This window comes from Desulfobacterales bacterium (genome assembly GCA_028704555.1).
In the GTDB taxonomy this organism is placed as follows: Bacteria; Desulfobacterota; Desulfobacteria; order Desulfobacterales; family JAQWFD01; genus JAQWFD01.
Genome location: JAQWFD010000009.1, coordinates 45500 through 59746 on the forward strand (window position 1 = coordinate 45500; position 14247 = coordinate 59746).

A 14247-nucleotide genomic window follows, 5' to 3' on the forward strand; every position below is an offset into this window, starting at 1 on the left:
CGCCCTTGCCGGAAAGTATACCCGGGCCCAGGGACTTTTTTATACCGGCGAAAATGACCCGGACTACAGTCAGGTGCTTGATTTTGACCTGTCGGCCGTAGCCCCTTCGGTAGCCGGACCGGCACGGCCCCAGGACCGGATCGAACTGAAAAACCTCAAAACAGCCTTCGCCGCGCAACTGGCGGCAACTGACACGCAGGCGGCATCGACCGCGTCAGCATCACTGGAAACCAGGCCATCCGTGTGGGATACCACCCATCGCAAAACCTGCCACGTGGATCTTGACGGTCAGGACGTGCGAATCGGAAACGGAAGTATCGTGATCGCCGCCATCACCTCCTGTACCAACACGTCCAACCCGAATGTGGTACTGGGCGCAGGGCTTGTCGCAAAAAATGCCGTCAGAAAAGGTCTGCGCGTCTCCCCCCATGTAAAGACCACCTTTGCCCCCGGTTCCCGGACCGTCGGCAGATACGTTGAGGATGCCGGACTGATGCCTTACCTGGAAGCACTGGGCTTTCATTTGTCCGGATTCGGCTGCGCCACCTGTATCGGAAACAGCGGCGCCCTTCACCCCGGCCTGGAAAAGGCCATCACCGACAACGGACTGACGGTGGCATCGGTTCTTTCCGGAAACCGGAATTTCGAAGCCAGGATACACCAGCGGATCAAGGCAAATTTTCTCATGTCCCCGATGCTGGTCGTGGCCTTTGCCATTGCGGGACGAATCGACATTGATCTGACGACAGAGCCCGTGGGATTTGATCCGAACGGCACCCCGGTTTACTTAAAAGACCTGTGGCCCTCCAACCGGGAAATCCGAAAGCTGGTTCATGACCATGTGACCCGTGACGGGTTTGAAACCGGCTATCATGACATTTTTGCCGGAGACCGCTTCTGGCAGGCGCTTGCCGAAGAAAAAAGCACGACGTTCCCGTGGGATGAGCACTCAACCTATATCAAACACCCGCCATATTTTGAAAATTTCGATCTTCATGTCGGGCCCTGTCCGGATATCCATGAGGCAAAACCGCTCCTGATGCTGGGAGATTCGGTCACAACCGATCATATTTCACCGGCAGGGGCCATCCCGGCGCATTACCCGGCAGGCCAGTACCTGACCGGGCACGGACTGACGCCGGAAGCGTTTAATACCTACGGATCGCGCCGGGGGAATCACGAGGTCATGATGCGCGGCACCTTTGCCAACATCCGGATCAAAAATCAACTGGCGGCCCCGAGCGAAGGCGGCTACACCCGAAAATTTCCTGAAAAGGAAAAGATGTTTATCTTTGACGCGGCGGATCGATACCGGCACGAAGACATCCCGCTGATTGTGCTGGGCGGAAAAGAATACGGTACCGGATCCTCCAGAGACTGGGCGGCCAAAGGCACCCTTCTGCTGGGGATCAAAGCGGTGATCGCAGAAAGCTATGAACGCATCCACCGCAGTAATCTCGTGGGGATGGGGGTGCTTCCGCTGATATTCACCGCCGGGCAAAGCTGGAGGAGCCTCGGGTTGAACGGATCAGAAACCTTTTTTATCGACGGCATCGATACCGTATCTCCGGGAAAAGTGCTGCAGGTTACCGCCGGGAAAACAGACGGCAGCCGAATCCGCTTTGAAGCCATCGCCCGGCTGGATACGCAAATCGATGTGGAATATTTCAAGCACGGCGGCATTCTGCCGTATGTACTGCGGAAACTGATAGCTGAAGACTCACGGCCCACGCCTCACGGCTGAAAATTATGCTTTTAAAAAAGAAAATCTTACTGTCCCATCTGAGTATCATTCTCATAACGGCGTTAACTCTGGGAGTGATCAGTTACGACGTGATGATGGAATCGCTCCGGAAGGTCGAGCGGGACAGAATGCTTCAGACCGCCGCATATGGGGCTAAATCACTGGATTTATTCTTCACCGATACGGTTAAAGTCATGCACCGCCTGTCCGGGGGGAAAGCGGCTTCCGGCTACCCCCCGCAAGATGAAAAAAACACGCTGATTGAGTATTTCTTAAAATTCAGTCAGGTATTTCCACTGATTATATTTGCCGACAAAGAAGGCATCGAGCAGATTAAAGTCCTGAACGAAAAAGCCTTTACCGAACACAATAAAATCAGCTACCCGGTCATTTTCAATAGGGCCATCGGACATCCCAACGAGGTCGTGTTATCCGAAATTCTCCCGATCAGGGAACTGGGAGAACCCGGCCTTTTTTTTGCGATAGCCAGATACGACAATTTTGACAAATTAAGCGATCTGATCCTGGGGGCAGTTCCCCTTTCGAACATCACGAATACTATTTTCAACACCAGCGATACGCCATATGAGGCTTCCTACCTGATCGATCATGACGGCACCCTGATAGCCGCACCCGACCCCGGTCAGGTCATGACCCCAATAACCCTGTCCGCCTTTCCGGAAAGCGACTTTCAGACGTTTCTGAGCCAGGCTGTATCCAGCAAAACCTGGTTCTGCAGAGCCGACATCATGGGCTGTGACAGCCTTATTGCCGGCAGCACTCTGACATATCGCAACTGGGCGGTTCTGGTCACCCTGCCGTACAAGACCTTTATTGCCCCTCTGAATACGTTACGATCTACCGGAATTGCGATTACGCTCTTCATTATTTTAATATCCTCGGTGATCGCCCTGGCCTTATCCGAAAGCATCACCCGGCCCCTGAGCCGGCTGATCCATATTACCGAATCGGTTGCCGGAGGCAATCTGTCCGAACGGCTCACGATCACATCCAAAGACGAACTGGGCGTGTTAAGCCGGTATTTCAACACCATGATCGACGATCTGGATACATCCAGAGCCGACATCATCGAAGCCAAAGACAGGCTGCAGGACATCATCTCCTCCATGATGGAGGCCCTGATCGTTCTGGACCCGGAATTTACCATCAAAATGGTGAATTCCTCGGCATGCAATCTGCTCCACTACACGGAACCGGAGTTGCTGGGAAAGCCCGTCTCCATGATCTTTGCCGCCGGAAATGAGGTCATCAGCGAATTTGCCGGACCGGGCGGCATCCATAATACGGAAAAGACGCTCAGATCCAGGTCCGGCAAGAAAATTGAAACCCTGTTTTCCGGATCGATCATCCGCGATACACGGGGAACCATTCAGGGCATGGTCTGCGTGGCCAGAGACATCACGGACCGTAAAATGATGGAGCAAAAACTGCGGGAATCCGAGCACAAATACCGCAGCCTCCTGGAACGGGCCAACGACGGGATTATCATCCTTCAGGATTCAATCATCGGCTATGCCAACCCCCGGATAACCACCATGCTCGGATACAGCATCGATGACATTCAGGGGGCTCCCATTGACCAGATTATGGCCCCAGAAGAACGAAACCTGCTGATGAATGTTTATTCATACGCGGCAGCCCGTAACAGAACCCTCCCCATACAGGAAACCACGCTGGTTCACAATGACAGCCATACGATTCAGGTTGAAATCAACGCCGGACTCATCAACTTCCGGGACCGGCCTGCATATCTGCTCATCATCCGGAATATTACCGAACGCCTGCAGCTGCAGAAAGAGCAGATGAAAGCCGAAAGGCTCGAGTCCATCGGCATTCTCGCCGGCGGTATTGCCCATGATTTCAACAACATTCTCACCGGTATTCTGGGCAATATCAGCCTGGCAAGGCTATACCTCCCGAAAGGAAACAGAGCACTTGAGAAATTAACCGCATCCGAAGAGGCCGTATCAAAAGCGCAGGACCTTACGTCCCGGCTGAGAACATTTGCAAAAGGCGGGGCTCCTCAAAGGCAGCTGCTTCATATCGGGCATTTAATCAGAGAAACCGCCGAATCCGTATTAAACCAGACCCCTGTCACCGTCCGATATGATACGGCAGACGATCTGTGGCTGACGGAAAGTGATCCGGAGCAGATGCATCTCGTGTTTAAAAATCTGTTCCTCAACGCCACGGAAGCCATGGACAAAGTCGGCGTCATTGACATTTCAATACAAAACATGCCCGCTGCGGATCGGGAATATATTCCGGATAGCTTTATGGATTATATTCAAATTTCCATCACCGATCATGGAAAAGGTATTCCGGCCCATCACATGAACAAACTTTTTGATCCGTATTTCAGCACCAAACAACGGGGGACACAGAAAGGAATGGGGCTCGGCCTGACCATCGTTCATTCGATTATCACCCGGCACGGCGGTACGATCAGGGTCCGGTCCCATGCGGGCATCGGAACGACATTTACGCTGTATCTGCCGGCGATAAAGCCATCGAAACAAACAGACTGACCGGCTCAAACCGGTCGACATTGATCAGGCCCCTGTCCGTAATCTTCAACCGGGGAATCACCGGGAGCGCCAGAAATGACAAGGCCATAAACGGGTCCGCCAACACCGATCCAAACGCTCGGGCAACTTGAATCAGCCGGTTCAACCGTGCTTCCACGCTCAACACCGGCTCATCGGACATCAGACCGGCGATGGGCAGCGCAAGACTGGCCGCAATCCGGCTGCCCCGCGCGGCGACCAGACCTCCCCCCATTTGAATCACACGCGATGCCGCGGCTTTCATGGATTCGTCATCAACGCCCACGACAATGATATTATGGGAATCATGGGCCACGCTCGATGCAAGCGCCCCGTGTTTGAGGCCAAATCCCCTGACAAATGCCCGCCCGGTTCCCGCTCGTCCCGTATAGCGTTCGACCACCGCAATCTTGAGCATATCCCGGTCAGGATCGGATACGGCCAGACCATTTGATATGGCGGCCTCCATGATCCGCTCATCCGTAATCAGCTGCCCGGCAATGATATCGATAACCCGGACCTGCCTGCCTTCGGCCGGAATTGAAAAATCCAGCTGATCCGGCCTCAGGTTCATGGCAGAGGAGACGGCAGCCGACGCCGGCTTTCCGATTTCCGGCCGCATGACGCCATTTTCCGCCACCAGGACCCCGCCACAATACACCTGCCCGATTTTCAGATCGTTCAAATCGGAAAACACGACCATGTCCGCGCGTTTGCCGGGCGCGATGGCCCCGATGTCGCGAAGTCCGAAATACTCAGCCGGATTTAAGGTCGCCATCCGGATGGCAATCACCGGATCGAGCCCGGAGCAGATAGCCTCCCGAACCATGGAATCGATATGCCCCAGCTGCAGAAGATCATGGGGATGACGGTCATCGGTACACCACATCATCCGACGCCACGTCCGTTGATTGACAACCGGCAGCAAATCCTTCAGATTTTTCGCACCCGTGCCCTCCCGGATCATGATATGCATGCCGGCGGCCAGCTTCTCCATGGCCTCGGTCGCTGTAGCGCACTCATGGTCGCTGGTGATGCCCGCGGCGATATAGGCATTCAGATCCCTTCCGGTCAGCCCCGGCGCATGGCCATCCACCGGCTTTCCGACGGCCCGGGCCATCCTGATTTTCCGAAGCACCCCCGCATCTTCGTAAATCACGCCCGGAAAATTCATCATCTCGCCCAGCGCCACGATCCGCTCATGGGCCATGAAGGGTTCGAGCGCCTCCGCATCCAGCACCGCGCCCGAAGTTTCCATATGGGTGGCAGGCACGCATGACGGAAGGCCAAAATACAGGTTCATGGGCTGATGCTCGGCCGAGCGCAGCATATAGTCGATGCCTTCTTTTCCGAGTACATTGGCAATCTCATGCGGATCGGCCACCACGGCGGTCGTGCCCCGGGGGAGCACGGCCCGGACAAATTCGGTGACGCGGGTCATGGCGCTTTCAATGTGAACATGCGCGTCGATAAAACCCGGCGCGACAAACCGGCCGCCCAGATCGATGGTCCGCCCGGCAGGATAGTCCCCCAACCCGGCAATATATCCGCCCGAGATGCCGATCGATGTCGATACGATTTCACCCGAATACACATTGATCACGCGGCCGCCTGTCAGCAGCAGGTCAACCGCCTCCTGCCCCCGCGCCGCCTGTATCCGCTGATTAAGTGTCATGTTGTTGAACCTTTCCATAAAAATAATAGTCGAGAGTCCGTGAGTCGTGAGTCGTGAGTCAGAGGCCAGAAGTCGACTGCCCCCATCCGATCCATCCCCTGCCCCTCTTTTCTGTCCCCTCTTTCCTACCGTATGCCCTATACCTCGTACCCCGCACTTTTTCACTCAGTCCCCAGTTCTCAGCACTCCGTCCTCTTCTTTCCCCTCAGCACGAATCGCTCCGGCAATCCGATTGACGTTTTCCATAATCTCCTCCACATCCAGCGTCAGTACCTGCCGGTTTCTCACCAGAACCCTGCCACCCACGATGACATCCCGCACGTCCGAACCCTTTGCCGCGTAGACAATATGGGATTCGGGATGATACATCGGCACCAGGTGGGGTTTTGCCATATCGAGAATCATCACATCCGCCTGTTTGCCGATCTCGAGCGAACCGGTTTCCCGACCCAACCCGATGGCTTTGGCCCCGCCGGCAGTGGCCATCGTCAGAACGGTGCGGGCATCTGCCGCTACCGGGTCCAGGGTGCTGACCTTGTGCAGCTTGGCGGTCAGGTCCATTTCATGAAGCAGGTCCAGATCATTGTTACTGGCGCAACCGTCGGTTCCCAGGCCCACACAGATCCCGGCGCCTATCAGTTTGGGCAGCGGAGATATCCCGGAAGCCAGCTTCATGTTGCTTTCCGGGTTATGAGATACCCGGGCCCCGGTTCTGGCTATGATGTCAATATCCCCGTCACTGATCCACACGGCATGCACCAGCAGCGTCTTTTCATCCAGAATGCCGATCCGGTCCAGATACGCGATGGGCGAGATGCCGTGATCCGCATAAGACCGGTCCACCTCCCCTCGGGTTTCCGCCACATGGATCTGAAACAGCACCCCGTTTTCATCCGCCGCCTGTTTGGCCGTTTTCAAGGTCTGTTCCGTACAGGTATACGGAGAATGGCAGAAAATGGACGGCCGGATCAATGAAGACCGGGACCGCCATGTGTCAGTAAAATGAACCGCCGCAAGGATGTTCTCTTTCGGATCGGCGACTCCCGGAGCCGGAAAATCAATCACCCCCTGACCCAGGACCGCCCGCATGCCGGATTCAACAACCGCTTCGGCCACCTCATGCTCCAGAAAATACCCGTCACAGCAGCAGGTGGTGCCGGACAGCAGCATTTCGGCACAGGCCAGCCGGCTCGCCCATTTTACGTTTTCCGGATGGATAAAGCGGGCTTCGGCCGGGAAAATATGCTCGTTGAGCCACTGCATCAGCGGAAGATCATCGGCCAGCCCCCGGAACAGGGTCATGGGCAGATGCGTGTGGGTGTTCACCAGCCCGGGCATGACAATGCCGCCCGCCGCATCGATGACCTGCGCTGCCTCAGGCGGGGAAAAACCTTCCGGCTCGGGGCCGACCTGAACCAGTTTCCCGCCGCTGATACAGATACAGCCGTTGCCGATGATTTCAAAACCGGGATTGACCGTGACAATCTGTCCGTTATGAATGACAAGATCAAATGGCATAACTTTTCCTTTGACTGTAAACGGTTGATAATCTGATGGTGACATGTTGTGCTGAACGGTATGTTTTATATCATAATCCAGGGGCAGATACCTGCGAAAAATGGGGTTGTTATTTTTCTTTCAGCTTTTTGCTGATCCTGCGGAAGGGTTATGAAATGTGGCTCACGCAAAGGCGCCAGGGCGCAAAAAGAATATGGTGTCCGAAAATTTAAATCGTACAACGTGTTGTATTTTTATAATATTTTTTTCATCTGAAGTACATGGTGAAACCGGCCGCGCTCATTTATAAACTGTTTGGCCGCTAAAATTTCCAATATATCTATTTCCTTAATTTGACTTGACATTTTATCTGAAAGTAATAAACCGGTAGATGGCCGTCGGGATAAATTCGGAAATTACAGCGCGAACTGACAACCGGCATGAAATTGTCCTACTTTTCATCTATATGTCAATATCAGGGCAAATGTACCGGATAATCAGTGGTTGGGTTCTTTATGAAACGAAGTTTAAACAACCCAAAAATACACCATTATGTGACTCAATCGTATTTAACTCGATTCACTGATAAAAAAGGTTTTCTGCATGTCTTTGATCATTTACCCCGTTCATTTAGAAAACAAAGGCCGAAAGAAGTCATGAAGATCGACTCTTACTATCGCCAAAAATGGTCACTGGCTGGAGTCGACCCAAACATAATAGAAAAAACATTTGGGGAATGGTTCGAGACAAATTCAAAGGATTCAATTAATCAATTGATTAACTGTCCTGCTGAATTGACAGATGACGGCAGCACAACCCTTCTTACCTATATCGAAATGCAACGCATCAGAGTTCCCAGGCAGGCAGGCAGATATGGCTAAAGAGCTAATTCAATCCACCATTCTACGTTTAGCACCACCTGATGCGGGGTCCGAAATTCACGCCGGGAAAGTCTTACTAACAATGAAATACTCTGCTCGATTTGACTACATTCGTATGATCATTGGGGTGCTTTATCCATGGTTTGGACAGATGGAATGGGAGGTTTTTGAGGCAGAAAGCGGCTCCGCATTTATCACAACTGGCAGTCCTGTATCCTTTTATAACCCAGAAGTTCCGCCCCCAGCCGAAGCGGGTCTTGCGCTTGCTGGAACGTTTGTGTTTTTTCCGCTTAGTTATAGTTATGCTCTACTTATGCGACATCATGAATTTCAAAAAAATTCAAATATATCTGCCTTGACCGTGCTGCCTGATCCGCCAAACGAAGATAGCCAGTTATCGATTACCCACGGGGCAGTATGGAACCAAAGGCTTGTTAACAATTTTAACTGGAAAATGGCGCAGCTTTCTGATCGCCTTGTTGTGGGAGAAAGCAAGGACATATTGGAAGCATGTACATCAAGCTAAGCGTTACCATGTAAATGTTGTAGTCAAACTCGGCGCTAAACTCAGCCGGATAGTGCCGGGGCGTTTGAACGGCCGTGTTGTCAACATTCTTTTGGACTTTTCCAGAAGGCCGTGGTTATTAAACCGCCGCTGGTTAGCTCTCAGATAGAAAGCAAACAAATGTTCAGAGTAGACGAAGACGAAATTGACAAATTAGAAATTGAACTGGGAATTCCTAAAGGATTCTTTAATTCACTCCTGGAAGATAACGACTGGGCTTTCGTTGTTAAGTTGCACGCCTTTTTGGAGAGCGCAGTCACTTTTCTTCTGGCTGAAGCAGTTGACCCTAAATTAAAAAGGGTTTTGGGCCAATTAGAAATAAGCAACAAGAAGACGGGGAAGTTAGCATTTTTATCGGCTCTTGAGATTCTGGAATCGCGTAGTTATCGGTTTATTTCAAAACTTTCGGAGCTTCGAAATGAACTGGTTCATAACGTGAAAAACATTTCTTTCAGTCTGCCAGAGTACGTCAACAATATGGACAATCAGCAATTAAAGAGCTTTATGATAAATTATTGCCCTTTTGGGGACGAGGGATTTGAAAAAAAAGATAAGTGGGTCAACTTTGCGAAAACGGAGCCAAGAAAGTACATATTTAACGGTGCCACATACTTATTCACAAGGATCTATAATATAAGGCAAATTTCATTCAATGAAAAAGAGACCGCTCGCCTCATAAAGGAGCTTCCTAACGAGGCTTGATTGTCACTGGTGTCACATCGGGAATAGTGAAATAGCATTATACGAGAATATTATTTCGTTATTTACAGCCATTGCGGGCTTATCAGGGAGATATATGATGGAAAGTATGACAGGCGATGACGAATTGTTTGCGGTCATCAATGAAATATTCAACGAAAAGATCCCGTTCAATAAAGTGCTTGGCCTTAACGTTGATTCGATCAGTTACGGCGGCGTCAAAATTTCATTTGAAATGCGGGACGAACTGATCGGAAATTACATGCGCGGAACATTGCATGGCGGGGTCATTTCATCGGTCATCGATGTGACCGGCGGGCTGGCAACGCTTATGGGCCTCCATGAGAAAATGGCTGGAGAGACGCTGGAAAAAAAACTGGCAAGATTCGGCAGGATAGCCACCATTGATCTGCGTGTGGATTATCTGAGGCCGGGTTTCGGCAAGCGGTTTGTTTGCCGGGGCTGTACGCTGAGAACGGGGAACAAGGTTGCCGTGACAAGGATTGAACTCCATAACGATCAGGATGATCTCATTGCCGTCGGCACCGGCTCCTATGGGGTTTCCTGAACGACAACGCACACACTATCCGGACAGTATCCATATGACTGAAAGCAGAAAATTTCAAATCGGAGATTCCGTCAGGGTTAAGACGGGTACAAAAGACCCTGACTTTGGGATAGATATCAGCGGCTGGCAGGGCAGGATTTCAGAAACAGATGATGACCTTATCTGCATAATCTGGGACAGCATCACCTGTTCATCATTTCCGGAGAAACACATTTTTCAATGCGAAGAAGATGACCTGGATTGGCAGAGAATATATCTGGAAGCAAATGAGGTTGAACCTGCTGGCCCTCGGGATACAGCAAAAAATGTAATTGAAAAAAGCGAAGAAATCCAATCCATACATCGCTGGGACGATTTAGGGGCGTCCGGGAAAAGAATCCAAAAAATTCTGAAAAACGTTGATCCGGCTGATGACCTGGAAGCTTTAAATGTCTGGGAAACGTATCTGACCGATTCGTTATCTTTTCCATTTGAGGCTGAAATATCAGAATGCCTGGACGACGGTCCATTACAGCAGGGGGACAAAATAAGAATCCACGGCATTATGGGAAGTGACGATTGGTACGGTATTATTATCAAACTCAGACTCGGTAGAAAAGTATATCATACGCCCCTGTGTGAGATTGAAGTTTTGGATAAAAAATCAAATAATTATACCCTTGTAGATGATTACATAAACTGGTTTGGCGGTAGATGAATCGGGTTTGGCCATAAAACTTCGGCCACGTTGTCGCAGCTCCCGGTCTGCAGGCCTGCCCAGGCAGACCATTTACAGCCTTTTCGAAAGATGCAGCGCACTGGCCCGGGAATTGCTGCCGTTCATCGCGCTGACTTGCTTTTTAAACCAATAATGATTATGATCCAGCCATTATGAAAAAATATAATGAAAAAATACCGGGCCCCGAGGAACTTGAAAAAGAAATCGGAAATTTTTTAACAAAAAAATTCGGCCAGGGGATAAAGGTTGTCACGCCGGCCGTTTTGCCTCACGCCATGTCCGATGAACAGGAAGAGGCAAAAGCCGGCCACCGCAAATTCTCAATCAATTTTGATTTAAAACCCGAACAGCTGATCGCCTATCTCGATCAATATATCATTAAGCAGGACAGCGCCAAATCCATTCTCGCCACAAAAATCTGCACTCATTTCAACCGGATCAAACGGATTGAACGATCACGTGCGGAACTCAACGACATCGTCGGGCTCATCAAGAACAATATCTTAATGATCGGCCCTACCGGCGTCGGCAAAACCTATATGATCAAATTAATCGCCAGAAAAATCGGTGTTCCGTTCATCAAGGGAGATGCGACCAAGTTCAGCGAGACCGGTTATGTGGGGGGCGATGTGGAAGATCTGGTCCGCGATCTGGTCCGAGAGGCTGACGGAGATATCGAACTGGCTCAGTACGGCATTATTTATATCGATGAAATCGACAAAATTGCTTCAAGCCACAATGTGGTCGGTGCGGATGTATCCAGAACCGGTGTTCAGAGGGCGTTGTTAAAACCGCTGGAAGAAACCGAGGTCGATCTGAAGGTACCGCATGATCCGATCGCCATGATTCAGGAGATCGAACAATACCGGAAAACCGGCAAAAGTGAAAAACGTGCGGTCAACACCAAAAACATCCTGTTTATCGTCAGTGGCGCTTTCAGTGAGCTGGTTCAACTTATCCGAAAACGTATCATCGACAAAGGAATTGGCTTCGGTGCCAGAATTTCTACGGAAGAAGCGCAAAACCATATTCTGCAGCAAGTCAAATCTGAAGATCTGATTCAATACGGATTTGAATCCGAATTTGTCGGACGGCTGCCGGTTCGAGCCGTGTTTGACAAGTTGACCGAAGACGATTTGTACAGCATCCTGAGAAACCCCAACAACCCGATTTTGCTGGGGAAAAAGCTTGACTTTGACGCTTATGGAATCCGGATCAAATTTGAAGACGCCGCGCTGAGAACACTGGCCCGCCAGGCATACATGGAAAATACCGGCGCAAGAGGACTGGTCAGTGCAGTTGAAAAGGCGTTGCTGTATTTTGAAAAAACCCTGCCGTCTATCGATATCCAGCATTTTCCCGTAACCAATGCCATCATTGATGACACAAATAAAACGCTCCGGTCCTTAAACGAACCGGATACCCGCCATCGATGGGAACTCGAATTTGACCGGGTGTGCCGTGAAGAAAAAAAAATCGTCAGACAGTATATAGAATGCAACAAATCAAGACTGGGCGACAAACACAACCTGGCGTTAAATGAATCCCGCATCGACACCATTTCAGATTTTTATTGCAAAAAAATCCTGGATATCGACTATGCGGTCACAACCATAAAATCTTATTATGACCACATCAAGCAGATCGAATTACAGTTTTTCAAAAACCATGATATAAATATCGTTTTTGAAGAAGATGCTATTGATTTTATTATCGAACAACTGATAAATGACAAGGTCACCGTCGATAGCATTTATAATCGACTGACAGGTGACTTTCAGTACGGTCTGAAACTGATTGTTGAAAAAACAGGTAAAAATCGCTTCTTTATCAGTAGAGAAGCCTTGAAATCACCGGAGGCATATATCAATAATATAATCAGAGATGAAATGCGTAAGGATCGCGAAAAACAATAAGTCCGCAACGATCGCGCCGAATTGTGTAATTTATTCTTTTTCGCGAGCCCGAGTCTCACCACTAAATTAAAGGGGCTATGGTAAACCATGATTGGAATTTCAAAACTTTACTGCGGAACGGTAGAACCATCCGATGCGCTGCGATACGGACGCAACTCCTCGGAGCTACCCTCCCACCTGCTCCAGTTCTCCAAAGACAAACGGCCGGTAGTGGTCTGGAACATAACAAAACAGTGCAATTTAAAATGTGTCCACTGTTACGCCCAAGCCAAAAACCTGCCGGCAGTCGGTGAACTGACAACCGAGGAAGGCAAAGCGCTTCTGGATGATCTTTCTCAATTCGGTGTTCCCGTGGTCCTGTTCTCCGGTGGCGAACCCCTGGTGCGAGAGGACCTTCCCGAGCTGGCCGGCTATGCCGTCAAAAAAGGCATGAGAGCGGTGATCTCAACAAACGGCACATTGATCACGCCTGAAATGGCCAGAATTTTAAAAGATATCGGACTGTCATACGTTGGCATCAGCCTTGATGGCATGGAAGAAATTCACGACCGGTTCAGAGGCGTCAAAGGCTCCTTTCAAAAAGCCCTGGAAGGAATTGAAAACTGTAAAGCCGCCGGGATCAAGGTCGGTCTCCGGTTTACCATCAATAAAGCCAATGCAAAAGAAATCCCCGCGATCTTTGATCTGCTCGACAACCTGGATATCCCGCGGGCCTGCTTTTACCACCTTGTCTATGCGGGACGAGGATCCAAACTGGTAAAAGACGATTTAACCCATGAAGCGTCACGACGGGTTGTCGATCAGATCATGGACTTGACGCGTCAGCTGTACGATCAGGGAAAGGAAAAAGAAATTCTGACCGTAGACAATCACGCAGACGGCCCCTACCTCTATCTCAGGATGTTGAAAGAGGATCCTGAACGGGCCGCGGAAGTGCTGGAACTGCTGCAAATGAATGAAGGAAATAATTCCGGCAGGGGTTTTGGATGTATCAGCTGGGATGGCGAAGTGTATGCGGATCAGTTCTGGCGTCATTACAGCTTTGGCAATGTCAGGAAACGTGGTTTCTCGGAAATCTGGTCCGACCTTTCCGAACCGTTAATGGGCAAACTCAAGGAAAAGAAAAAACACGTCACGGGACGATGTGCCACCTGCCGCTGGCTGGACATCTGCGGCGGCAATTTCAGGGTTCGCGCCGAAGCGGTTACCGGCGATGTCTGGGCACCGGACCCGGCCTGTTATTTAACCGATGAGGAAATTGCCCGATAACGCTGTGGCATCTGTTTTACGCTGATTGAAATATTAACATCTATCCGGTGCCCGAACGCAGATCCGGTAATGCTCCAGATTCATGATGGACGAAAATATTTTTCGCAGTGCTACCGAACCCTGTGCTGAGGAGAAAAATCCGAGTCTC

Annotated in this window: 11 protein-coding genes; 9 read left to right on the forward strand and 2 right to left on the reverse strand. The window is 50.5% G+C overall.

Annotated features, from left to right (window positions below):
• On the forward strand, positions 1 to 1744 hold a 1744-nt coding region (gene acnA / locus PHQ97_05185), incomplete at its 5' end, for an aconitate hydratase AcnA (GenBank protein ID MDD4392130.1).
• 5 nt (positions 1745 to 1749) lie between these two features.
• On the forward strand, positions 1750 to 4293 hold the full coding sequence (locus PHQ97_05190) for a PAS domain S-box protein (protein MDD4392131.1): 2544 nt from the start codon (positions 1750 to 1752) through the stop codon (positions 4291 to 4293).
• Here the strand turns inward: PHQ97_05190 and ade are convergent.
• Positions 4247 to 5986 (reverse strand): adenine deaminase, encoded by a 1740-nt coding sequence (ade, locus tag PHQ97_05195; GenBank protein MDD4392132.1) that lies wholly within the window; start codon positions 5984 to 5986, stop codon positions 4247 to 4249. The two genes, PHQ97_05190 and ade, sit on opposite strands and share 47 nt — an antisense overlap.
• Positions 5987 to 6151: 165 nt before the next feature.
• Positions 6152 to 7504 (reverse strand): amidohydrolase, encoded by a 1353-nt coding sequence (locus tag PHQ97_05200; protein ID MDD4392133.1) that lies wholly within the window; start codon positions 7502 to 7504, stop codon positions 6152 to 6154.
• 494 nt (positions 7505 to 7998) lie between these two features.
• Here PHQ97_05200 and PHQ97_05205 point away from each other — a divergent pair, with 494 nt between their 5' ends.
• The 7 genes from PHQ97_05205 to ahbC all read left to right on the forward strand — a co-directional run bounded on the left by PHQ97_05205 (position 7999) and on the right by ahbC (position 14099).
• Entirely contained in the window at positions 7999 to 8364 is a 366-nt protein-coding gene (locus PHQ97_05205; protein MDD4392134.1) for a DUF4238 domain-containing protein, read from the forward strand.
• Positions 8357 to 8890 (forward strand): DUF4238 domain-containing protein, encoded by a 534-nt coding sequence (locus PHQ97_05210; protein MDD4392135.1) that lies wholly within the window; start codon positions 8357 to 8359, stop codon positions 8888 to 8890. The genes PHQ97_05205 and PHQ97_05210 overlap by 8 nt, the downstream gene beginning before the upstream one ends.
• 159 nt (positions 8891 to 9049) lie before the next feature.
• The gene (locus tag PHQ97_05215; protein MDD4392136.1) at positions 9050 to 9631 is read left to right on the forward strand and encodes a hypothetical protein; all 582 of its coding nucleotides are present in this window, start codon (positions 9050 to 9052) and stop codon (positions 9629 to 9631) included.
• Positions 9632 to 9725: 94 nt separating this feature from the next.
• Complete coding sequence (locus PHQ97_05220; GenBank protein MDD4392137.1) at positions 9726 to 10196, forward strand: thioesterase family protein; 471 nt, start codon at positions 9726 to 9728, stop codon at positions 10194 to 10196.
• Between the two features lie 34 nt (positions 10197 to 10230).
• On the forward strand, positions 10231 to 10893 hold the full coding sequence (locus PHQ97_05225; protein MDD4392138.1) for a calcium-binding protein: 663 nt from the start codon (positions 10231 to 10233) through the stop codon (positions 10891 to 10893).
• A 173-nt stretch (positions 10894 to 11066) separates the two neighbouring features.
• Entirely contained in the window at positions 11067 to 12830 is a 1764-nt protein-coding gene (locus PHQ97_05230) for an AAA family ATPase (GenBank protein MDD4392139.1), read from the forward strand.
• An 87-nt stretch (positions 12831 to 12917) separates the two neighbouring features.
• A complete protein-coding gene (gene ahbC, locus PHQ97_05235; protein MDD4392140.1) occupies positions 12918 to 14099 on the forward strand; it encodes a 12,18-didecarboxysiroheme deacetylase in 1182 nt (393 codons plus the stop codon).
• The last annotated feature ends 148 nt before the right edge of the window (positions 14100 to 14247 follow it).